At 73.9% G+C, this 22,872-nt stretch carries 12 protein-coding genes; 7 read left to right on the forward strand and 5 right to left on the reverse strand.

The window, feature by feature from the left end:
• Positions 1 to 1,143, reverse strand: a 1,143-nt coding sequence (locus tag ACFWIC_RS26430; protein WP_380520166.1) for an acyltransferase family protein, incomplete at its 3' end; no start/stop codon positions are given.
• A 429-nt stretch (positions 1,144 to 1,572) separates the two neighbouring features.
• Here ACFWIC_RS26430 and ACFWIC_RS26435 point away from each other — a divergent pair.
• Positions 1,573 to 4,602: a bifunctional [glutamine synthetase] adenylyltransferase/[glutamine synthetase]-adenylyl-L-tyrosine phosphorylase gene (locus tag ACFWIC_RS26435; RefSeq protein WP_380363348.1), complete on the forward strand. Its 3,030-nt coding sequence runs from the start codon at positions 1,573 to 1,575 to the stop codon at positions 4,600 to 4,602.
• Positions 4,603 to 4,705: 103 nt separating this feature from the next.
• Here the strand turns inward: ACFWIC_RS26435 and ACFWIC_RS26440 are convergent, their stop codons facing one another.
• Positions 4,706 to 5,617 carry a phosphatase PAP2 family protein gene (locus ACFWIC_RS26440; protein WP_380363346.1) on the reverse strand — a complete coding sequence of 304 codons (912 nt, stop codon included), beginning with the start codon at positions 5,615 to 5,617 and terminating at the stop codon, positions 4,706 to 4,708.
• Positions 5,618 to 5,936: 319 nt separating this feature from the next.
• Between ACFWIC_RS26440 and pulA the strand changes: the two genes are divergently transcribed.
• From pulA to ACFWIC_RS26460, 4 genes are all read left to right on the forward strand, one after another.
• Positions 5,937 to 11,441, forward strand: a complete 5,505-nt coding sequence (gene pulA / locus ACFWIC_RS26445) for a pullulanase-type alpha-1,6-glucosidase (RefSeq protein WP_380520167.1) — start codon at positions 5,937 to 5,939, stop codon at positions 11,439 to 11,441.
• Between the two features lie 546 nt (positions 11,442 to 11,987).
• A complete protein-coding gene (locus tag ACFWIC_RS26450; RefSeq protein WP_329878790.1) occupies positions 11,988 to 14,324 on the forward strand; it encodes a M4 family metallopeptidase in 2,337 nt (778 codons plus the stop codon).
• A gap of 291 nt (positions 14,325 to 14,615) precedes the next feature.
• A complete protein-coding gene (locus tag ACFWIC_RS26455) occupies positions 14,616 to 16,055 on the forward strand; it encodes an ammonium transporter (protein ID WP_329881731.1) in 1,440 nt (479 codons plus the stop codon).
• Positions 16,052 to 16,390 (forward strand): P-II family nitrogen regulator, encoded by a 339-nt coding sequence (locus ACFWIC_RS26460; protein ID WP_327676485.1) that lies wholly within the window; start codon positions 16,052 to 16,054, stop codon positions 16,388 to 16,390. Before ACFWIC_RS26455 ends, ACFWIC_RS26460 begins: the two co-directional genes overlap by 4 nt.
• An 87-nt stretch (positions 16,391 to 16,477) precedes the next feature.
• Here ACFWIC_RS26460 and ACFWIC_RS26465 read toward each other — a convergent pair whose 3' ends face one another.
• Together ACFWIC_RS26465 and ACFWIC_RS26470 are read right to left on the reverse strand one after the other, a co-directional pair.
• Positions 16,478 to 17,320: a hypothetical protein gene (locus tag ACFWIC_RS26465; protein WP_380520168.1), complete on the reverse strand. Its 843-nt coding sequence runs from the start codon at positions 17,318 to 17,320 to the stop codon at positions 16,478 to 16,480.
• A gap of 98 nt (positions 17,321 to 17,418) precedes the next feature.
• The gene (locus tag ACFWIC_RS26470) at positions 17,419 to 17,940 is read right to left on the reverse strand and encodes a SigE family RNA polymerase sigma factor (protein WP_329881729.1); all 522 of its coding nucleotides are present in this window, start codon (positions 17,938 to 17,940) and stop codon (positions 17,419 to 17,421) included.
• A 328-nt stretch (positions 17,941 to 18,268) separates the two neighbouring features.
• Here ACFWIC_RS26470 and ACFWIC_RS26475 point away from each other — a divergent pair, with 328 nt between their 5' ends.
• Positions 18,269 to 20,008 carry a carbohydrate-binding module family 20 domain-containing protein gene (locus ACFWIC_RS26475; protein WP_380520169.1) on the forward strand — a complete coding sequence of 580 codons (1,740 nt, stop codon included), beginning with the start codon at positions 18,269 to 18,271 and terminating at the stop codon, positions 20,006 to 20,008.
• A gap of 182 nt (positions 20,009 to 20,190) precedes the next feature.
• On the opposite strand, the gene ACFWIC_RS26480 is transcribed toward ACFWIC_RS26475, so the two are convergent.
• Positions 20,191 to 20,955, reverse strand: a complete 765-nt coding sequence (locus ACFWIC_RS26480; RefSeq protein WP_329881727.1) for an SDR family oxidoreductase — start codon at positions 20,953 to 20,955, stop codon at positions 20,191 to 20,193.
• Between the two features lie 550 nt (positions 20,956 to 21,505).
• Here ACFWIC_RS26480 and ACFWIC_RS26485 point away from each other — a divergent pair.
• Positions 21,506 to 22,675 carry an alpha/beta hydrolase gene (locus ACFWIC_RS26485; RefSeq protein WP_380520170.1) on the forward strand — a complete coding sequence of 390 codons (1,170 nt, stop codon included), beginning with the start codon at positions 21,506 to 21,508 and terminating at the stop codon, positions 22,673 to 22,675.
• The last annotated feature ends 197 nt before the right edge of the window (positions 22,676 to 22,872 follow it).

The raw sequence follows: 22,872 nt of genomic DNA on the forward strand, positions 1-22,872 counted from the left end.
GCGCCCCCCCGCCGCCGCGCGCCGGCCCCCCCCCCCGCGCCCCGCCGGGCCGGCCCCCCCCCCCCCCCCTCCGCCGTGCCGGGGGGTGCCGCGCAGCAGGCGCTCGCAGGGGCGCTCGACCCCGTGGTACAGCGCACCGGCGGCCAGGAGCGAGACACCGGCCAGCAGCAGCCAGACGGCCGCCGTCGCCGCCACGGCCCCGGGCGCGGGCCGGCCGGCCGCGTGCAGCCAGCAGCGGATGCCGATCTCGTGCACCAGGTACCAGGCGTACGACCACTCGCCGAGCCGGACCGCCGTCCGCCCGGCCAGCAGCCGCGGCCCGCCGGCCGGCCCGAGGTCCCGCTGCGCGGCGGCCGTCAGCAGGACGGCGAACAGCGGGGCCGGGAAGAGCTGTGCGGCGCTGTACGGGCCCCACCAGACGGAGTCCGGCGCGGCCGTGTGCCACGGCACCAGCAGCAGGTGCCAGCCGGCCACCGCCGCCGCGGCCGGGGCGAGCGGGACGCGGGGGAGCAGCCCGTGCCGGACGGCCAGCCCGGCGACCACGCCGAGTACGAACTGCGGGGTGCGGGTCAGCGGCAGGTAGTCGAGCAGCCAGCCGCGGACGGCCGGGTCGGCCGGCAGCAGCGGACCGGCCAGCCACAGCGCCGGGCCGGCCGCCGCGCAGAGCGCGGCGAGCGGCGTCCAGAGCCGGCGGCGCCCGGCCAGGGCCCGCAGGAGGAAGGGGAAGAGCAGGTAGAACCAGGCCTCGGCGCCCAGCGACCAGGCGGCCGGGTTGCCGCCGAACACCGTCCCGGGGGCCCAGGTGTGCAGGAGCGGCAGCGACCAGAGGACCGCCGCGAGCGGCAGGACGGCGCCGAGGGCGGCGCCGGCACCGAGCGAGAGCGCGGTGGTGAGCGCGTGCAGCGGCCAGATCCGGGCGAACCGGCGGCGGGCGAAGCGGCCCGGGGCGGTCGGCATGCCGTCGTACGTCCAGGCGAGGACGAAGCCGGAGAGGACGAAGAAGAAGGTCACCCCGCTCCGGCCGTACCAGCCGAGCGGGCCGAGGACGGGCACCTCGCCGACCTTGCGGGCCAGGTGGTAGACGACGACCAGCAGCGCGGCCCAGAACCGGAGCCCGGTGAGCGAGGGCAGGCGGGCGGGCATCGGGGCTCCGGAGGGGCGGGGAGGAGGAGGGGAAGAGGAAGCGGGGAGGAACGGACGGGAACGAGGACGGGCCGGGTGTGGGCCGGGTGCGGGAACGGCTCGACTCCGGTTCCAACGATCCGGGGCGGGTCCGGGACACGCGCCCCGAACTCGCCCCGGGCTCGGCGCAGCAGACCGGTGCTCCGGTCGAACCGGACCGTGCCGTTCGCGGAGGCGGCTTCCACCCCGCCGAGCGTCCGTCGGACGCAGGCGACCCGGAGCCCCCCGGCCCGGGCCCGCACACGCCCGGCGAGACGCCGAGCAGCAGCCGGAAAGCGGCGCCGGCGGCCGGAACCGGTGGCGCCGGGGCGCGCCCCCGCGGGCCCGGCCGCGTACGCTGCTGGGGCGGGCCCGCCCTGTGGCCGGGAGGGCCGGAAAGCCGGAGGGGCGATGGCGGTGGAGGAACAGCGGGCCGGGAGCCGGGTCAGCCGGCCGGAGGTCAGGCTGGTGCGGCGCGGGTTCACCGACCCCGAGCGGGCGCTGCGGCTGCTCGCCGAACCCGCGCTGGACGGGCTCGCCGGGGACCCGGTGCTGCTGGACGCGCTCGGCGCCACCGCCGACCCGGACCTCGCCCTGCTCGGCCTGGCCCGACTGCTGGAGGCCGCCGACGCGACCGACCGCCACACCCTGCGCGACACCCTGACCACCTCGAAGCCGCTGCGGGACCGGCTGCTCGGCGTGCTCGGCGAGTCCACCGCGCTCGCCGACCACCTGGCCCGGCACCCGCACGACTGGCACATCCTGGTCACCTTCGAGCTCCGCGACATGCACCCCGGGCCGGAGGACTTCCGCCGCGCGCTCCACCAGGGCGTCTGGGAGAACGACGCGGGCGCCCGCAGCCGGGCCGACGCGCTGCGGATCGCCTACCGCCGCTGCCTGCTGGCCATCGCCGCCCGCGACCTCACCGGCACCACCGACCTCGCCCAGACCGCCGCCGAGCTCGCCGACCTGGCCGGCGCCACCCTGCAGACGGCCCTCGACATCGCCGCCGAACAGGACCCGGACGCCGCCGCGGTCTGCCGCCTGGCCGTCATCGGCATGGGCAAGTGCGGCGGGCGCGAACTCAACTACGTCTCCGACGTGGACGTCATCTACGTCGCAGAGCCGTGCGAGGGCGCCGACGAGCACGAGGCGCTCAAGGCCGCCACCCGACTCGCCGCCGCGCTGACCCGGCTCTGCGCCGACACCACCGGTGAGGGCACGATCTGGCCGGTCGACGCCAACCTCCGCCCCGAGGGCCGCAACGGACCGCTGGTCCGCACCCTGGCCAGCCACCTCGCGTACTACCAGCGCTGGGCCAAGACCTGGGAGTTCCAGGCACTGCTGAAGGCCCGCCCGGTGGCCGGGGACACCGAACTCGGCGAGGCGTACGTGGCGGCGCTGGCCCCGCTGGTCTGGCAGGCCGCCGCCCGGGAGAACTTCGTCACCGACGTGCAGCAGATGCGCCGCCGGGTGATCGAGTCCATCCCCGCACCCGAGCTGGACCGCCAGCTCAAGCTCGGCCCGGGCGGCCTGCGCGACGTCGAGTTCTCCGTCCAGCTGCTCCAGCTGGTGCACGGCCGCACCGACCCGGCCCTGCGCAGCGGCAACACCCTGGAGGCGCTGGCCGCGCTCTCCCGGGGCGGGTACGTGGGCCGGGCCGACGCCGCCTCGCTGGACGCCGCCTACCGGTTCCTGCGCTCGCTGGAGCACCGGATCCAGCTGCACCGGCTGCGCCGCACCCACCTGATGCCCACCGGTGAGGAGGACCTGCGCCGGCTGGCCCGCTCGCTCGCGCCGCTGATCAACGGCGACACCCGGGCCGATCCGGTCGCGGCCCTCCAGCGGGACTGGAAGCGGCACGCCGTCGAGGTGCGGCGGCTGCACGAGAAGCTGTTCTACCGGCCGCTGCTGGACGCCGTCGCCGAACTGCCGGTCGGCGCGGCCGGCCTCACCCCGGACGCGGCCCGGGCCCGGCTGGAGGCACTCGGTTACGCCGACCCGGCCGCCGCCCTGCGGCACCTCTCGGCGCTCGCCTCCGGGGTGAGCCGCAAGGCCGCCATCCAGCGGACCCTGCTGCCGGTGCTGCTCGGCTGGTTCGCCGACTCCGCGGACCCGGACGCCGGATTGCTCAACTTCCGGCAGGTCTCCGACGCGCTCGGCCGGACGCCGTGGTACCTGCGGCTGCTGCGGGACGAGAGCGCCGCCGCCGAGCAGCTGGCCCGGGTCCTGTCGGCCGGCCGGCTCGCCCCCGACCTGCTGCTACGGGCCCCCGAGGCGGTGGCCATGCTCGGCGACCCGCAGGGGCTGGTGCCGCGCGGGCGGGCCGCGCTGGAGCAGGAGGTGCTGGCCGCCGTGGGCCGGGCCGACTCGACCGCCGCGGCGGTGGCCGCCGTCCGCGCGGTGCGCCGCCGGGAGCTGTTCCGGACCGCCGCCGCCGACGTCCTCGGGCGGCTCGGTGACGATCCGGCCGAGGCGCTGGACGCCGCAGGGGAGGCGCTCACCGCGCTCAACGCCGCCACCCTGCAGGGCGCGCTGCGGGCCTGCGTCGCCGGCTGGGAGGCCCGGAACGGGGCGCTGCCGACCAGGATCGCGGTGATCGCGATGGGCCGCTTCGGCGGACGCGAGCTCGGTTACGGCTCCGACGCCGACGTGCTCTTCGTCCACGAGCCGCTGCTCGGATCACTGGAGGAGGACGCGGCCCGGGCCGCCCAGGCGGTCTGCAACGAGCTGCGCTCGCTGCTGGCCGCGCCGTCCACCGAGCCGCCGCTGGAGGTCGACGCCGACCTGCGTCCGGAGGGGCGCCAGGGTCCGCTGGTGCGCACCCTCGCCTCGTACACGGCGTACTACCGGCGCTGGTCGCACGTCTGGGAGAGCCAGGCGCTGCTGCGGGCCGAGCCGGTGGCCGGGGACGAGGCGCTGGGGGAGCGGTTCCGGCAGCTGATCGACCCGATGCGCTACCCGGGCGCGGGGGTGGCGGAGCGGGACCTGGTGGAGATCCGCCGGATCAAGGCCCGGATCGAGGCCGAGCGGCTGCCGCGCGGCGCCGACCCGACCACCCACACCAAGATCGGCCGGGGCGGGCTGGCCGACGTGGAGTGGACCGTCCAGCTGCTCCAGCTCCGGCACGGGCACGGGCTTCCGGCGCTGCGCACCACCCGGACCAGGGCGGCGCTGGCGGCGGCGGTGGAGGCGGGGCTGGTCGAGGAGGCGGACGCGGAGGTGCTGGACGCGGCCTGGGTGCTGGCCTCCCGGGTGCGGTCGGCGGTGATGCTGGTCCGCGGCCGGCCGGGGGACTCGTTCCCCGCGGACGCCCGGGAACTCGCGGGGGTCGCCCGCTACCTGGGGTACGGCGCCGGGCACAGCGGGGAGCTGGTGGACGACTACCGGCGGACCACGCGGCGGGCCCGGGCGGTGGTGGAGCGGCTGTTCTACGGGTGAGACCCGGGCCGATCCGGCACCCCGGGCGACCCCCGGGGGGCGCCCCGGACGGACGGCGAAGGGCCCCGCGAAAGATCGCGGGGCCCTTCGGAAGATCGGGGGGTCAGCGCCGTCCGGCGGTCACCGAGGACTCGCTCCACTGCTCGGGGACCGTGACCGGTTTCTCCTCGGCCGTCTCCCGGGCGGGCACCCTGGGCAGCCGGTAGGGCCAGGCGTGGTAGATCAGCCGGGCGGCGGCGAAGCCGACCGCGAGGCAGACGACGCCGCCCACCGCGTCCATCCAGAAGTGGTTGGCGGTGGCGACGATCACCACCAGGGTGGCCACCGGGTAGAGCAGGCCGAGCACCCGGACCCAGGTCGCACGGGCGAGGAAGAAGATGGTCAGCCCGCACCAGAGCGACCAGCCGATGTGCATCGAGGGCATCGCCGCGTACTGGTTGGAGACGTGGGTGGCGGGCCCGGAGGCCATCGAGCCCCAGGTGCCGTGCGTCTTCACGGTGTCGATGAAGCCGCCGTCGGTCATCAGCCGGGGCGGCGCCAGCGGGAAGAAGTAGAAGCCGACCAGCGCGATGCCGGTGGTGATGAACAGCACCGTGCGCGCCGCGCCGTAGCGGCCCGGCTGCCGGCGGTAGAGCCACACCAGCACGCCGATGGTCACGACGAAGTGCAGTGTCGCGTAGTAGTAGTTCATCCCCGTGATGAGCCAGCCGACGCCGTCCACCGCGTGGTTCACCGAGCGCTCGACGGCGACGCCGAGGGCGCGCTCGAAGTCCCAGATCCAGCCCGCGTGCTTCTGGGCGATCGACTCCTGCTCGGGGACGGCGTTGCGCACGAGGGAGTAGATCCAGTAGCTGAGGCCGATCAGCGCCAGCTCGAACCAGATCCGTGGCCGGGCCGGGGAGCGGCGCTGCTCGCGGACGCGGCTGCGCAGCGCAGCCGTACGGGTCTGGGCCGCGCGGGTGGCTCCGTCGGGCATGCGGCCGCCGTTCTGCTGGATCTCGGTCGGTTCCCCCATGGACGAGAAGTCTGCCAGACGTCCCGTAGCCGTCTGCTCATCCTCCGGAAGTGGATTCTTCACCGGCTGTCCCCCTTCAGGGCTAGGGGGTTTCTCCCGCCGGGGCAGGGTGTACGGGCGAATCTGGTGCGAACCGGCGGGACGGGCATACGTCCCATTGTCACGCCGGGCGGCGCGGGTGGCGCAATCGGGGGTCGGGCGCCGCTGCGGCAGGCGTATTTTCCCCGCCCGAAACCCTTTCTGCATCTTGCTGAAACATATTGCAGGCCGCTAGCGTCCTGGCAACTCGCTCACCCCTTCCCCCGCAAGGGAGCCCTCCGTGGCCGATGTCCCGCCCCGCCGCCGGCGGCGCACCACCCGCAGACCCGGCCGGACGGCGGTGCTGCTCGCCGCCTCGCTGACCGCCGCCACCCTCGGTACCGCCGGCCCGGCCGCACTCGCCGCAGGCCCGCCCGGACCGCCCTCGGACGCCGCGCTCGCCGCCACCGCCGGGCGCCACGACCTGACCCGCGAGCAGTTCTACTTCGTCCTGCCGGACCGGTTCGCCAACGGCGACCGCGGCAACGACACCGGGGGCGTCACCGGCACCCGGCTGGACCACGGCCTCGACCCGGCCGACAAGGGCTTCTACCACGGCGGCGACCTGGCCGGCCTGCTCCAGCGGCTCGACTACGTCCAGAACCTCGGCACCACTGCGATCTGGATGGCGCCGCTCTTCCGGAACAAGCCGGTCCAGGGCACGGGCGACAGCGCGAGCGCCGGGTACCACGGCTACTGGATCACCGACTTCACCCAGGTCGACCCGCACTTCGGCACCAACGAGCAGCTCAAGGAGCTGATAGCCGAGGCCCACCGGCGCGGCATGAAGGTCTTCTTCGACGTCATCACGAACCACACCGCCGACGTCATCGACTACCGGCAGCAGCAGTACGGCTACCGCACCACCGGGGCGTTCCCGGTCCTGGACGCCGACGGCAGGCCGGTCGACGAGACCGCGCTCGCCGACGCGAACGCCGCCTGGCCGAAACTGGGCAAGGACTCGTTCCCCTACAGCCCGGTCTTCCGCCGGCCGGCCGACGCCACCGCCAAGACCCCGGCCTGGCTCAACGACCCCGCGCTCTACCACAACCGGGGCGACTCGACCTTCGCCGGCGAGTCCGCGACCGAGGGCGACTTCTCCGGCCTCGACGACCTGGACACCCAGAACCCCAAGGTGGTCAAGGGCTTCGAGAAGGTCTACCAGCAGTGGGTCAGGGAAGCCGGCGTGGACGGCTTCCGGATCGACACCGTCAAGCACGTCAACATGGCGTTCTGGCAGCAGTGGGCCCCCTCGCTCAAGGAGTTCGCCGCCAAGCAGGGCAACCGCAAGTTCTTCATGTTCGGCGAGGTCTACTCCGGCGACCCCGCGGTCACCGCGCCGTACGTCACCAGGGGCCGGCTCCAGGCCACCCTCGACTTCCCGTTCCAGAACGCCGCCCGCAGCTACGTCTCCCAGGGCGGCTCGGCCCGCACCCTCGCCGACGTCTACGGCCAGGACTACCGCTACACCACCGCCGACACCGACGCCTACGAGCTGCCGACCTTCCTCGGCAACCACGACATGGGACGGTTCGGCTCCTTCCTGCTCGCCGACGACCCCGGCGCCGACGAGGCCACCCTGCTGCGCAGGGACCGGCTCGGCAACGAGCTGATGTTCCTCACCCGCGGCCAGCCCGTCGTCTACTACGGCGACGAGCAGGGCTTCACCGGCGCCGGCGGGGACAAGGACGCCCGGCAGGACGTCTTCACCTCGCAGACCGCCTCCTACAACACCGACCGCGTGCTCGGCGGCGCCACCGGCCCCGCCGACCGGTACGGGCAGGACGGTGAGCTGTACCGGGGCATCGCCGGCCTGGCGAAGCTGCGCCGCGACCACCCGGCCCTCGCCGACGGCGCCCAGATCGAGCGGTACGCCGCCGACGGACCGGGCGTCTACGCCTTCTCCCGGATCGACGCCGGGCAGCAGGTCGAGTACCTGGTGGCCGTCAACAACGCCGCCGGGCCGAAGACCGTCACCCTGGACACCTTCTCGGCCGGCCAGGGCTTCGACCGGATCTACCCGGAAGCGGGCGAGCGGCTCACCAGCGGCGCCGACCGCAGGCTCACCGTCACCGTGCCGCCGCTCTCCTCCGTCGTCCTCAAGGCCGCCGGACGGATCGCCCCGGCCGCCGCCGCGCCCTCGATCACCCTGCGCGCGCCCGCCGCCGGCTCCACCGGCACCGTCACCGTCGGAGCGGACGTCCCCGGTGGCGGGTTCGACCGGGTCACCTTCGCCGCACAGGTCGGCGACCGGCCCTGGCAGGTGCTCGGCACCTCCGACACGGGCCGCCACGCCGTGACCCAGGACCTCGCCGGCGTCGCCCCCGGCACACCGGTCCGGTACAAGGCCGTCGTCCAGGACGCGGCCGGCCGGCTGCGCTCCGCCACCGGCGGCTTCACCACCGGCACCCCCGACCCCCGGCCGGTGCCCAGCGCCACCGCCCGCCCGTACGCCGTCGTCCACTACCAGCGCAAGAACGGCGACTACGACGGCTGGAACCTCTACGCCTGGGGCGACCTCGCCGACGGCGAGGCCACCCCGTGGCCGGCCGGGCACGGCTTCACGGGCCGGGACGCCTACGGCGCCTTCGCGTACGTGAAGCTCAAGCCGGGCGCCTCGGACGTCGGCTTCGTCGTGGAGAAGGACGGCGTCAAGGACGTCGACGCCGACCGCCGGATCGACGTCGGCGCGACCGGCGAGATCTGGCTCAAGGAGGGCGACCCGACCGTCCGGACCGCCGACCCCGGGCCGGTGAGCACCCCGCCGGCCGGCACGGCGGTGATCCACTACAACCGGGCCGACGGCGACTACGACGGCTGGGGCCTGCACGACTGGACGGGCGCCGCCACCCCCACCGACTGGGGCAACCCGCTGATGCCGGTGCGCCGCGACTCCTTCGGAGCCGTCTTCGAGGTGCCGCTCGCCCCCGGCGCGACCAGCCTGAGCTACATCCTCCACCGGGGCAACGACAAGGACCTGCCGAACGACCAGTCCCTCGACCTCACCGGCACCGGCCGCGAGGTCTGGATCCTCGGAGGCCGCGAGGGCTACCTGCTGCCGCAGACCGCCGCCGCCTCCTCGCAGCTGGACCTCGGCTCGGCCAAGGCCCAGTGGATCGACGCGAGGACGGTCGTGGTCCCGGCGGGCTACGGCGCCACCGACGCCGCCCTCGCCGCCGGCACCAGCGCCCAGCTGGTCTACGACCCCGCCGGCGGCATCCGCACCGAGAAGGGCGCGCTGACCGCGGCGGGGCAGTGGATCCGGTTGGAACCGGTTTCGGGCGGGCTCACCGCCGCGCAGCGGACCGCGTTCCCGCACCTCGCCGGCTACCGGGCGTTCACGGTCGACCCGCGCGACGCCACCCGGGTGGCCGCCGCCCTGCGCGGCCAGCTGCTCTTCACCGAACACCTGCCCAGCGGCGCCGTGCTGGCCGCCACCGGCGTGCAGATCCCCGGCGTCCTCGACGACCTGTACGCCCGGCGCACCGGCAAGGTCGACCTCGGCCCGGCCTACTACCGCGGCAAGGTCGCGCTGTCCCTCTGGGCACCGACCGCACAGGAGGTGTCCGTCCAGGTCTTCGACTCCCCGGCCGGTGGCACTCCGAAGACCCTCCCGCTGAAGCTGGACGACGAGACCGGCGTCTGGGAGATCGTCCGCGACAAGGCCGAGTTGGACGGCAGGTACTACCTCTACCAGGTCAGGGTCTGGGCGCCGGGCGCCCGGCAGATGGTGGTCAACACCGTCACCGACCCGTACTCGGTCGCGCTCTCCACCGATTCGCGGCGGAGTCTGGTCGCGGACCTCTCCGCCGCGGCGCTCAAGCCCCCGGGCTGGGAGGACCACGCCGTCCCGGCGGCCGTCCCGCTCGCCCGGCAGCAGATCCAGGAGCTGCACGTCCGGGACTTCTCGGTGGCGGACGCCACCGTCCCGGCCGCCGAGCGCGGCACCTACCTGGCCTTCGCCGAGTCCGAATCGGCGGGCATGAAGCACCTGCGCGAGCTGGCCCTGGCCGGGGTGACCACCGTCCACCTGCTGCCGACCTTCGACATCGCCACCGTCCGGGAGAACCGGGCCGAGCAGAAGCTGCCCGCCTGCGACCTCGCCGCCCTGGCGGCCGACAGCGACAGGCAGCAGGAGTGCGTGGCCGCCGTCGCCGCCGAGGACGCCTACAACTGGGGCTACGACCCGCTGCACTACACGGTGCCGGAGGGCTCGTACGCCACCGACCCCGAGGGGACCGCGCGCACCGTGCAGTTCCGGCGGATGGTGCAGGCGATCCACGCGGCCGGGCTCCGCGTGGTCCTCGACGTCGTCTACAACCACACCGCGGCCGGCGGCCAGGCCGAGCACTCGGTGCTGGACAAGGTCGTCCCCGGCTACTACCAACGGCTGGACGCCGACGGGAAGGTGACCACGGACAGCTGCTGCGCCGACACCGCGCCCGAGCACGCCATGATGAACCGCCTGGTGGTCGACTCGGTGACCACCTGGGCCCGCGAGTACAAGGTGGACGGCTTCCGCTTCGACCTGATGGGCCTCGACCCGAAGTCCACCATGCTGGACGTGCAGGCCGCGCTGCGCCGGATGACTCCGGAGTCGGACGGTGTCGACGGCAGGAACGTCCTCCTCTACGGCGAGGGCTGGAACTTCGGCGTCGTCGCGGACAACGCCCGCTTCGAGCAGGCTACCCAGCTCGCCATGGCGGGAACCGGCATCGCCACCTTCGACGACCGGCTCCGCGACGCGGCCCGCGGCGGCAACTTCCAGCTCTCCTCCGCCCCGCAGCAGGGCTTCGCCTCGGGCCTGTTCACCGACCCGAACGGCTCGCCCGCCAACGGCACGCCCGAGCAGCAGAGGGCCCGGCTGCTGAAGCAGATGGACCAGTTGAAGGTCGGGCTGACCGGCAACCTGGCCGGCTACGCCTTCACCGACAGCTCCGGACGGGCCGTCACCGGCCGGGAGGTCGACTACAACGGCGCCCCGACCGGCTACGCGGCCAGGCCGGGCGAGGCGGTCGGGTACGTGGACGCGCACGACAACGCCGACCTGTTCGACGCGCTGGCGTACAAGCTGCCGCCCGCCACCGCGCCCGCCGACCGGGCCCGGATGCAGGCGCTGGCGCTCTCGCTGACCGCGCTCACCCAGGGCTCCGGCTTCGCCCAGGCCGGCAGCGACCTGTTGCGCTCCAAGTCGCTGGACGCCAACTCCTACGACTCCGGCGACTGGTTCAACGCCGTCCAGTGGGACCCGGAGCGGGGCAACGGCTGGGGCCGGGGCCTGCCGCCGGCGGCGGACAACCGGGAGATGTGGCCGGCCGCCAAGGCCCTGCTGGCCGACCCTCGGCTGGTCGTGGGCGCCGCGGACATCCGGGCGACGAGCGCGCAGTACCAGGAGTTCCTGCGGATCAAGCGCTCCTCGCCGCTGTTCTCGCTGCCCACCCTGGCCGCCGTCCAGCAGCGGCTCTCGTACCCGCTCTCCGGCACGCCCGGCGAGACCCCCGGGGTGATCACCCTGCACCTGGACGGGGCCGGGGCGGCGGGCGCGGAGAAGGGCGTCACGGTGGTGTTCAACGCGACGCCCACGGCGCAGAGCCAGACGGTCGGCGCCCTGGCGGGCACGGCCCAGGCGCTCCACCCGGTCCAGGCCGGCGGCTCCGACCCGGTGGTGAAGCAGGCCGGATTCGCCTCCGCCACCGGCACGTTCACGGTGCCGGGCCGGACGGTGGCGGTGTTCGTGCAGGGCTGACGACCCGGCGACGGGACCGGGCCCCGCACCGCTGAACGGCGGTGCGGGGCCCGGTTCCATTCAGGGAATGGAGTTGGCCGAAAACCGACCATGGCACGGCCGGAAAGGTGATGTGCCGTGCCTGTCGGGCGCTGTCGTCCGGCATCCGGACCCGGCTCCGGACCGGATGCGCTGGTCAGTGCCCGCGGGGGGTGATCGAACCTTTCCGGCGGTGATGAAAACGATCTCCGGTAGTTCCCGCGGCCGTAACACGGGTGGCGGTCCGACAGATGTACGGGTCGGTAGCTAATCGGCCAATCCATGGCATGCATCTGTCATTCACGGCTCGTTTGCTGCCACGATTCCTCCGGCTGCAGACGAGGGGGCCCCACCCCCCGGTGCAGCTGTCCCAGGTCAGGTACAGCGCATCCCCCCTGCCAGTACGTCAGCTCCGCAACCGCACCCGCGCCGCGCACCCGGCGGCGGGGGCCCCCACTGAGTCGCGACCCCGCGACCAGGTTCTCTCCACCGTCCGCGAACCCCGCGGCGGTCGGAAAAGGAGTCCGCATGTCCCGTTACGCCCACGCCCGGAAGGCAGCGGTTGTCATGGCCGCCTCCACCGCGCTGCTGGTGACCGGCATCCCGGTCATCGCGCAGGCGGTCACCCCTGACGCACCGGCGATCGTCGCCGCGCAGCAGGCGAGCCGGGCCCAGCTGATCGCCTCCGCGAACCAGCAGACCGCCGGCCTCGCCCAGACCCTCGGCCTCACCGGCGAGGAGAAGCTGGTCACCAAGGACGTCGTCCAGGACGCCAACGGCGCCCGCCACCTGCGCTACGAGCGCACCTACGCCGGTCTCCCGGTGCTCGGCGGCGACCTGATCGTCCACCAGGACGCCACCGGCGCCACCCAGGGCGTGACCAAGGCCAGCGACGCCGTGCTCTCCGGCGTGAACACCTCGCCGAAGCTCGCCGCCCCGAAGGCCCAGGAGGCCGCGCTCGCCGCCGAGGCGGGCTCCTCCCTCGACGCCGCCCCGCGCCTGGTGGTCTGGGCCGCCGACGGCGCCGCCAAGCTCGCCTGGGAGACCGTCGTCACCGGCAAGGAGTCGGACGGCACCCCGAGTCGCCTGCGCGTCGTCACCGACGCCACCACCGGCGCCGTGCTCGGCAAGAACGAGGCCATCAAGACCGGCACCGGCCAGGGCGTCTTCGTCGGCAACGTGCCGCTGACCACCACCCAGAGCGGGTCCACGTACCAGCTCAAGGACGGCACCCGCGGCGGCCAGTACACGACCAACATGAACAACGGCACGACCGGCAACGGCACGCTGTTCACCAAGTCGAGCGACACCTGGGGCAACGGGCAGGCCAGCAACAAGGAGTCCGCCGCCGTCGACGCCCAGTACGGCGCCGCCGCGACGTGGGACTTCTACAAGAACACCTTCGGTCGCAGCGGCATCCGCAACGACGGCGTCGGCGCCTTCAGCCGGGTCCACTACGACAGCGGCTACGTCAACGCCTTCTGGGACGACGACTGCTTCTGCATGACCTACGGCGACGGTGACAACAACACCCACCCGCTGACCGAACTCGACGTCGCCGGCCACGAGATGAGCCACGGCGTCACCTCCGCCACCGCCAACCTCAACTACTCCGGCGAGTCCGGCGGCCTCAACGAGGCCACCTCCGACATCTTCGGCAACGCCGTCGAGTTCTACGCCAACCTGCCCGCCGACAACCCGGACTACCTGGTCGGCGAGCTGATCGACATCAACGGCAACGGCACGCCGCTGCGCTACATGGACAAGCCCTCCAAGGACGGCCGCTCGGCCGACTCCTGGTACTCGGGCGTCGGCAACCTGGACGTCCACTACTCGTCCGGTGTCGCCAACCACTTCTTCTACCTGCTGGCCGAGGGCAGCGGCGCCAAGGTCATCAACGGCGTCAGCTACAACAGCCCGACCGCCAACAACGTCACCGTCACCGGCATAGGCCGGGACAAGGCGCTGCAGGTCTGGTACAAGGCGCTGACCTCGTACATGACCTCCACCACCAACTACTCCGCCGCCCGTGACGCGACCCTCAAGGCCGCCAAGGACCTGTACGGCGAGAACAGCCCCGAGTGGATCGCCGTCGGCACCGCCTGGGCCGGCGTCAACGTGGGCACCGTGCCCCCGAACCCGGGCGGCGTCACCGTCACCAGCCCCGGCAACCAGAGCACCAAGGTCGGCACCGCCGTCAACCTGGCCGTCAAGGCCACCGGCGGCACCGCCCCGCTCACCTACACCGCCACCGGTCTGCCGGCCGGTCTGTCGATCAACGGCTCCACCGGCGTGATCACCGGCACCCCGACCGCCGTCGGCACCTCCAACGTCACCGTGACCGCGAAGGACGCCGCGAACAAGACCGGCACCGCCACCTTCACCTGGACGGTCACCGACACCAGCACCACCTGCACCCCGGCGCAGCTGCTCGGCAACGCGGGCTTCGAGACCGGCACCGCCGCGCCGTGGACCGCCTCCAGCGGTGTCGTCGACAAGTCGGCCTCGCAGGCCCCGCACGGCGGCACCTGGAAGGCGTGGCTGAACGGCTACGGCTCCACCCACACCGACACCCTCTCCCAGACGGTGTCCATCCCGGCCGGCTGCAGGGCCACGCTGAGCTTCTACCTGCACGTCGACACCGGTGAGTCCGGCTCGACCGTCTACGACAAGCTGGCCGTGACCGTCAACGGCACCGCGCTGAAGACCTACTCCAACGTGGACGCGGCCTCCGGCTACCAGCTGCGCACCTTCGACCTCTCGGCCTACGCGGGCCAGTCGGTGACGATCAAGTTCACCGGCACCGAGGACGCCTCGCTGCAGACCAGCTTCGTGATCGACGACACCGCGATCGCCACGAGCTGACCCGGCGCCGGTAGACCCGGCAAGGCCAGGTAAGACAGGGGCAGGGCCCGGCGGCTTTCGGCCGCCGGGCCCTGTGGCGTACCCGGGCGGCGCCGTGAGTTCCCGGAAACCCGCCGGTCACGCCGGAGCAACCGGCGGGCAACACGAAACACGCGTGAAACGCGGCCGTCCGCGACCGGAAATCCGGCCTCGCCACACTTCCGGCACGCGCTCCGCCGCAGGACGGCGGCGGAAGATGCTGTCACAGGACCCCGCCGCAGGACCACGTCGCAGGACCCCCGGAGGTACCCCATGCCCCTGGCCGCCTTCCCGGCCGACCACCCGGCCGATCATCCGGTCGGCCACCTGGCCGCTCGTCTGGCCGACGCGCCGGCCGCCGGAGCGCCGCCCGTCATCGACACCGGCGACACCGCCTGGCTGCTCGCCAGCACCGCCCTCGTCCTGCTGATGACGCCCGGCCTGGCGCTGTTCTACGGCGGTATGGTCCGCACCAAGAGCGTGCTCAACATGATCATGATGAGCTTCGTCTCGATCGCCGTCGTCACCGTGGTCTGGCTGCTGGCCGGCTACTCGCTCGCCTTCGGCCCGGACGCCGGCGGCTGGGGCCTGATCGGCGGCCTGGACCACCTGGGGATGGCCGGGATCACCCCGTCCTCGGTCACCGGCCGCGTCCCCACCGTGCTGTTCGCCACCTTCCAGCTGACCTTCGCGATCATCACCGCCGCGCTGATCAGCGGTGCCATCGCGGACCGTGCCAAGTTCGGCTCGTGGGTGGCCTTCACCGCCGTCTGGACGCTGCTGGTCTACGTCCCCGTCGCCCACTGGGTGTTCGCGCCCGGTGGCTGGATCCTGTCGAAGCTCGGCGCGCTGGACTTCGCCGGCGGCACTGTCGTCGAGGTCAACTGCGGGGCGAGCGGCCTGGCCCTGGCGCTGCTGCTCGGCCCGCGGATCGGCTTCCGGAAGGAGGCGATGCGCCCGCACAACCTGCCGCTGGTCCTGCTCGGCGCCGGCCTGCTCTGGTTCGGCTGGTTCGGTTTCAACGCGGGCTCGGCGCTGGGCGCCAACGGGCTGGCGGCCTCCGCCCTGCTCAACACCCAGGCGGCCGGCTGCACCGGGCTCCTCGGCTGGCTGATGGTGGAGAAGCGGCGGGACGGCCACGCCACCACCCTGGGCGCGGCCTCCGGCGCGGTGGCCGGCCTGGTCGCCATCACGCCGTCCTGCGGCAGCGTCGACCTGCCCGGCGCCCTCCTGATCGGGCTGGCGGCGGGAACGGTCTGCTCGTACGCGGTGAGCTGGAAGTTCCGCTTCGGTTTCGACGACTCGCTGGACGTGGTGGGCGTGCACTTCGTGGCCGGGGTGATCGGCACCGCGCTGATCGGCCTGTTCGCCACGGCCACGATGACCGGCGGCCCGGCCGGGCTCCTGCACGGCGGCGGCTTCGGGCAGCTGGGCAAGCAGGCGGTGGCGATCCTGGCCGTCGCCGCCTACTCCTTCGCCGCCACCTACGGGATCGGCCGGGTGATCGGCCGGGTGATGGGCTTCCGCGCCGACGAGGAGCAGGAACTCACCGGCCTGGACCTCGCCGTGCACGCCGAGACCGCGTACGATCACGGCGTCCTGGGCCACGGCGTGCTGGGGCAGGGGGCCGCCGTGTTCTCGGCCGCCCACGGCCCCGACCGCACCGCCGCCACCGTGCTCGCGCACCCGTCCGACAAGGCGCCCTCCGCATGAAGCTGATCACCGCGATCGTCAAGCCGTTCAAGCTGGACGACGTCAAGAGCGCGCTGCAGGCCGTCGGCGTGCACGGACTGACCGTCAGCGAGGCCAGCGGGTACGGGCGTCAGCACGGTCACACCGAGGTGTACCGGGGCGCGGAGTACCGGATCGACCTGGTGCCGAAGGTCCGGATCGAGGTCGTCGTCGAGGACGAGGACGCCGACCTGGTGATCGAGGAGATCGTCCGGGCCGCCCGGACCGGCAAGATCGGCGACGGCAAGGTCTGGGCGGTGCCGGTGGAGACCATCGTCCGGGTCCGCACGGGGGAGCGCGGACCGGACGCGGTGTAGGCCCGCGCCCGTCCGGTCGGGGCCAGGGCCCCGACCGGAGGGTCCCGCCTCGGCGCGCGTGCTCCGGCGCGTGCCGGTGTGCCCGCGTCACCGGCTCCGTCCGTCGAGCCCCGGGATCTGCCGCCAGGCGCCGTCGGCGGCGGCCTCCTGCCACCACGTCAGGTCGTGCGGCGGGGCGTCCCTGGTCCGCCGGGCGTGGAGGATCGGGTCGTCGGGGTCGTGCAGGGTGCCGTTGTGGACGGCGACCGCGACCCGGGTGCCGTCCGGCAGGGGCGTCCAGATCCGGTACGTGACCCAGCCGGTGGCGGCCGTCTCCAGGACCTCGACGACCTGCGGGTCCCGGCCGGGCCCGGGGACCGTCGAGCAGCGGTAACCGGCCTCCCGCTCCCCGTCGGTGCGGAGCTCGCAGGTGGGGGCGGCGGCCTGCGAGGCCGGGCCGTGCACCTCGACGGAGACGGTGGCCGCGCCCCGACCGTCGTCGTACCTGGTCCAGAGCACGGCGTCGGCCGCCGGGTCGAGGGTGAGCTGGTCGGCGCCGGGCTCAGGGTCCAGCCGGGTGCCTGGGCCGAGCAGGCCGGCCAGCGCGGACTGCAGCGCGGTGCGCTGACGCGCCCGCAGGAGCTCCGGGCCGGCGTCGGCGGTTGGCGCGGTCGCCGAAGCCGTCGCGGCCGTGCCGTTCGGGGCGGAGGTCGGGGCGGCCGGGCCGGTGCCGACGCCGGCCGGCCCGGGCAGACCCGTCAAGGCGACGGTGACGGCCAGCGCGAGCGCGGCGCCGGCCGAGGCGGCCGTGCCCAGCCGTCGGCGACGGCGCAGCACGCGGCCGTGCCGGGTGGCCTCGGCGATCATCACGGCGACCGGCGGGTGCAGGTCCTGGACGCTGTCGGCGAGCAGCCTGCCCAGGTCGTGTTCGAGGTCCGGGTCGGGGGCCATGGCGGGGCTCCTGGTGGCGGTGGGTCGGGGCGGGGCGTCCGGGGCGGGGCGTCCGGGGCGGGGCCGGCGAGGCGGGGCCGGCCGGGTCGGGGTGGCCGTCAGGGCCGGAACAGTAGTTCGCGGTCGTCCGCAAGGATCTCGCGCAGCCGGGCGAGCGAGCGGGTGGAGAGCCCCTTGACGGCGGCCGGGGTGGTGCCGAGCATCTCGGCGACGGCCTCGATGGGGTGGTCCTCCAGGTAGCGCAGGACGACCACGGCGCGGTTGCGGGGCGGCAGCGTGCGCAGGGCCGCGACCAGGGTGAGCCGCAGCTCGGAGCCGTTGGCGGGGTGGTCGTCGGGGCGGACCGGGGTGTCGGGGAGCTCGGCGACGGCGATCTCGCCGGAGCGGCGCAGCCGTCGGTGGGAGAGGTAACAGCGGAGCAGCACCTTGCGGGCGTAGGCGTCGATCGACGGTTCGTCGTCGCCCCGGCGGAGCCGGCCCCAGACCGAGTAGAGCTTGGCGAGGGTGGTCTGGACGAGGTCCTGGGCCTGGTGCCAGTCGCCGCACATCAGGTAGGCGACCTGGAAGAGCCGTCCGGCCCGATTGGCCGCGAACTCCTCGAAGTCGCCCGCCCTGTCCATGCCGTCCCCCGTGCGTGTGCTGCTCGTGCCGTGTGTTGCCCGGGCCGGTGCTGCCCGTGCGTGTGCTGCTCGTGCCGTGTGCTGCCCGGACGCGCGCTCGCGCCGGTGCCTCCGGGACCGATCGTTCTCGGCCACCGTTCTTATCCACGCTGCGGGGACCGGGAAAGTCGCACACGAGTTTTTTCGGGCTGCCGAAACGTTCCTTCCAGGCCCTTGACGGGCCTCGGTGTCGACTCTAGGTTCAGCGCTGCAAGTTTCCTGAAAGTTTCAGCAAGCTTTCGCACGCAGTACCCGGGCTGCCCCCACCCCAGCCACCCCAGGAGACAACGTGGTCACCACCGCCCCCGCCCGCCGGCCCGCCCGGACGGCCGGCGCACTCGCCGCCTCGGCGGCCCTCGCGCTCTCGCTCACCGCGGCCCTCGCCGCCGCCCCCGCCGCGCAGGCGGCCCCGCCCGGCAACGGCAGGGACGTCACCGCGACGCTCTTCGAATGGCGCTTCGACTCGGTCGCCAAGGCCTGCACCGACACCCTCGGCCCGAAGGGCTACGGCTTCGTCGAGGTCTCGCCGCCCCAGGAACACATCCAGGGCGGCCAGTGGTGGACCTCCTACCAGCCGGTCAGCTACCGGATAGCCGGGCGACTCGGCGACCGGACCGCCTTCAAGAACATGATCGACACCTGCCACGCCGCCGGCGTCAAGGTGATCGCCGACGCGGTGATCAACCACATGTCGGCCGGCGCCGGGACCGGCACCGGCGGCACCGCGTACGGCAAGTACGCCTACCCCGGCTTCTACCAGGACCAGGACTTCCACTCCTGCCGCACCGCGATCAGCAACTACAACGACCGCTCCAACGTGCAGAACTGTGAGCTGGTCAACCTCTCCGACCTCGACACCGGCAGCGCCCACGTCCAGCAGACCGTCGCGCGCTACCTCGACGACCTGGCCTCGCTGGGCGTCGACGGCTACCGGATCGACGCGGCCAAGCACATCGCCGCCGCAGACCTCGCAGCGATCAAGGCCAGAACGGCGAACCGGCAGGCGTACTGGGTGCAGGAGGTCATCTACGGCGCGGGCGAACCGGTCCAGCCCTCCGAGTACACCGGTACCGGCGACGTCGACGAGTTCCGCTCCGGCACCTGGCTGAAGAGCGCGTTCCAGGGAGGACGGCTCGCCGACCTGTCCGGCTGGGGTTCCGGCCTGCTCCCGACCGACAGGGCCCGGACCTTCGTCGACAACTGGGACACCGAGCGGAACGGCTCCACGCTCACCTACAAGGACGGCTCGGCGTACACCCTGGCCAACGTCTTCCTGCTGGCCCACCCGTACGGCGCGCCCAACGTCTACTCCGGCTACGCCTTCACCGGTCACGACGACGGCCCGCCCAACGGCGGCACCGTCAACGCCTGCTACCAGGACGGCTGGAACTGCACGCACGCCTGGCGCCAGGTGGCCAACATGGTCGGCTTCCGCAACGCGGTGGCCGGCACCGGGCTGACCGACTGGTGGTCCAACGGCAACAACGCGATCGCCTTCGGGCGCGGCGGCAAGGGATTCGTGGCGGTCAACCGGGAGGGCGGGGCGATCACCCGGACCTTCCAGACCTCCCTGCCGGCCGGCAGCTACTGCGACGTCCAGCACGGCGACGCGGCGGCCGGCGGCTGCACCGGTCCGTCCTACACGGTCGGCCCGGACGGGCGGTTCACCGCCACCGTCGGGGCGGGGGACGCGGTCGCGCTCCACGTCGGTGCGCCCGGGAGCGGCACGGTGGTGACCGGCGGGGCCTCCTTCGCGGTCAACGCGACCACCGCGTGGGGCCAGAACGTCTTCGTGGTCGGCGACAACGCGGCCCTCGGCGGCTGGGACGCCGGCCGCGCGCTGCCGCTCTCCTCGGCCGCCTACCCGGTGTGGAAGGCGGACGTCGCGATGGCCGCCGGAACGGCCTTCGCCTACAAGTACGTCCGCAAGGACGCCGCCGGGAACGTCACCTGGGAGTCCGGCGCCAACCGGACCGCCACCGTGCCGGCCTCGGGCCGGGTGAGCCTGAACGACACCTGGCGAGGCTGAACCACAGCCCCGCCCGTGCCCCGACGGACGGCCGGCCCCCGCTTCACTGCGGGCGCCGGCCGTCCTCTGCACGAAGCCCCTTCGGCGGAAGCCCTCTCGGTGGCTCCGGTGGCTCCGGTGGCTCCGGTGGTTCCGGTGCCTTCGGTGCGGTGGCGGTCCTCGTGGCTCCGGCGCCCTGGGAGCTAGCCCCGGCCGATGTACGGCATGGCGGTCGCCATCACCGTCGCGAACTGCACATTGGCCTCCAGCGGCAGCTCCGCCATGTGCCGCACGGTGCGGGCGACATCGGTGACGTCCATGGTCGGTTCCACCGCGATCCGCCCGTCCGCCTGCCGCACCCCCCGGGTCATCGCCGCGGTCATCTCCGTGGCGGCGTTGCCGATGTCGATCTGCCCGCAGGCGATCCGGTACGGGCGGCCGTCCAGCGACAGTGACTTGGTCAGACCCGTCACGGCGTGCTTGGTCGCGGTGTACGCGACCGAGTTCGGCCGCGGCACGTGTGCGGAGATCGAGCCGTTGTTGATGATCCGGCCGCCCTGCGGGTCCTGGGCGCGCATCTGCCGGAACGCGGCGCGCGCGCAGAGGAAGGCCCCGGTCAGGTTGAGGTCGACCACGGCCCGCCACTCGGCGACGTCCAGCTCGTCCACCGGGGCAGGGGGGCCGAACGTGCCCGCGTTGTTGAACAGCAGGTCGACCCGGCCGAAGCGGGCGACGGCCGCGGCGAAGAGCGCGTCCACGGCCGCCGGGTCGGTGACGTCGGTCGGCACCACGGCCGTGCCGGCCGCGCCGGTGCCGCACAGCCGGGCCGTCTCGTGGAGCGGATCGCCCCGGCGCCCGGCGAGGACGAGCCGCCAGCCACCGGCCGCGAGCTCCGCCGCTACGGCGCGGCCCACGCCGCTGCCGGCTCCGGTGACGACGGCGGTGCGGTGGTCGATCGGCTGGGACACGGCGGGCTCCTCTGGCGGGGCGGGGCGGGTGGGGGTGGACACGGGGTGCGGGTGACGGGTCTCGGCCGGCGGCCGGGTGGCTCGATCGTTCCCGATCCCGGGGGCCGCGTCACTGGTACGAGGATCCAAGGCTCGCCCCGTCCTGCCGGGCGGCGGGTTGTGCGCCCCGCCGTCCGAGCGCGCCCCGCCGGCCGAGCGCGCGCCCGGCCGTGCGCTCGGCCGGGCGGGCGGCTCCGCACCCGCGACGCCGTCAGGGCCGCCTCCTCACCGACCCCGCCGACCGGCGGGGATCCGCCCCCGCCGGTCGGCAGGGAGGCTTGGCAGCCTTTACCCGATCGGGAACAAACATTGGGTCTGCGCTGGTCCGCGCGCAACCGGCCCACCCCGGTCCACGTCATAAGATCGCAGGACGGCACGCCACCCCGCAGGGCGGCGCGCCGCCTCCCGGGGGTCTCGCAGGTAGCCGCGCCCCGGGCCTGTCCGGCCCCACCCGGGGCCACCGCCCTTGCTCCCCCGGAGCGGGCGCGACACCGGTCGGAGAGTTCTCACCGTGCAGCCGCAGTCCACCCGTTTCCGCGCCGTGCTGACCGGCGCCACCGCCTTCACCCTGGCCGCCGTCCTGGCGGCCTGTGGCAGTACGGACGGCAGCGCCAAGGGCGACGCGGTGAAGGGCGGCGGCGCCGCGACGGGCGCCGGCGGCGCCTCGCCCTCGACGCCCTCCTCCTCGGGCACCTCCTCCTCGGGTACCTCGCCCTCGGGCACCGCGTCCTCGGGTACCTCGCCGTCGGGCACCGCGTCGTCCTCCGCCCCCGGCTCCCCGACGGCCGGTTCCACCTCGACCTCCGCCGCGCCGGTTGCGCCGCCCCAGAGCGCCACCGGCAAGGTGTTGATGCCCACGGGTCCGGCCGCCGCCTTCACCAAGGCCCGGGACACCGCCGCCGGCCAGATCGTCATGACCACGCTGAACGGCCCCAAGTCCGGTGTCTCCGGCAAGGTCTGGGTCTGGCTGCCGCCGGAGTACAACGACCCGAAGTACGCCCGGACCGGCTTCCCGGTGCTCACCCTCTACGCGGGCGGCCAGAGCGCCGGCTACAACACCTGGACCGACAACCAGCTGCCGATCCAGGAGTACGGCGCGGACCTCTCCAAGCAGGGCAAGGCGCACCCCTTCATCATGGTGATGCCGGTGCAGAACCTCGACTCCAACGAGGCCAAGGCCCTGGAGTGCGCGGACATCCCGGGCCAGCCGAAGATGGGCACCTGGATGGCCGAGGACATCCCCGACTTCGTCCGGGCCAACTTCCGCACCGTGAAGGGCCGCGACGGCTGGGGCCTGATGGGCGCCTCCACCGGCGCGTTCTGCAGTGCGAAGCTCGCCCTCCAGCACCCGGACAAGTTCAAGGCCGCCGTCCCGATCGACGGCTACTTCGTCCCGGACTCGCCGCTCTGGAAGGGACACGACGCCGAGCGGCAGGCCAACAGCCCCGAACTGCTGGTCACCCAGGGCAAGGCCGACGTGCGGATCCTCGCCACCGCCGGCGGCGCCAACGCGTACGAGATGAAGCTGGTCAAGGCGTGGGCCGCCAAGGCCGCGCCGCCGCTCACCGTCGAGTACTACGAGCAGCCCGGCGGCAAGCACCTGACCAGCGACTTCAAGAAGATGATCCCGGACACCCTGCAGTGGCTCAGCAAGAACCTCGCAGGACCGCAGGCCGACTGAGCCGTGCTCGTGCCGAGCCCCGTGCCGGGCACCCGGCGCGGGGCTCAGCGGTACGCGGAGCCCCGCCGGCCCTCGTCGACCGCCCGGACGAACCCGCGCTCCTCGTCAGCTCCCGCCGGCCCGCCGGCCTACCGCCGTGCGTCGCCCCCCTTCCGCCCGCCCCCCTTCCGCCCGCCCGCCTTCCGCCCGCCCGCCCG

The sequence above is a fragment of the Kitasatospora sp. NPDC127035 genome (assembly GCF_042726075.1).
In the GTDB taxonomy this organism is placed as follows: domain Bacteria; phylum Actinomycetota; class Actinomycetes; order Streptomycetales; family Streptomycetaceae; genus Kitasatospora.

What these genes read in the sequence shown, in the direction of transcription:
- ACFWIC_RS26465 (WP_380520168.1), bottom strand. Translation starts at nt 17,320, where the DNA reads ATGGCCCCCGACCCGGACCTCGAACACGACCTGGGCAGGCTGCTCGCC.
- ACFWIC_RS26450 (WP_329878790.1), top strand. Translation starts at nt 11,988, where the DNA reads ATGTCCCGTTACGCCCACGCCCGGAAGGCAGCGGTTGTCATGGCCGCC.
- ACFWIC_RS26455 (WP_329881731.1), top strand. Translation starts at nt 14,616, where the DNA reads ATGCCCCTGGCCGCCTTCCCGGCCGACCACCCGGCCGATCATCCGGTC.
- ACFWIC_RS26460 (WP_327676485.1), top strand. Translation starts at nt 16,052, where the DNA reads ATGAAGCTGATCACCGCGATCGTCAAGCCGTTCAAGCTGGACGACGTC.
- ACFWIC_RS26440 (WP_380363346.1), bottom strand. Translation starts at nt 5,617, where the DNA reads ATGGGGGAACCGACCGAGATCCAGCAGAACGGCGGCCGCATGCCCGAC.
- ACFWIC_RS26470 (WP_329881729.1), bottom strand. Translation starts at nt 17,940, where the DNA reads ATGGACAGGGCGGGCGACTTCGAGGAGTTCGCGGCCAATCGGGCCGGA.
- ACFWIC_RS26435 (WP_380363348.1), top strand. Translation starts at nt 1,573, where the DNA reads ATGGCGGTGGAGGAACAGCGGGCCGGGAGCCGGGTCAGCCGGCCGGAG.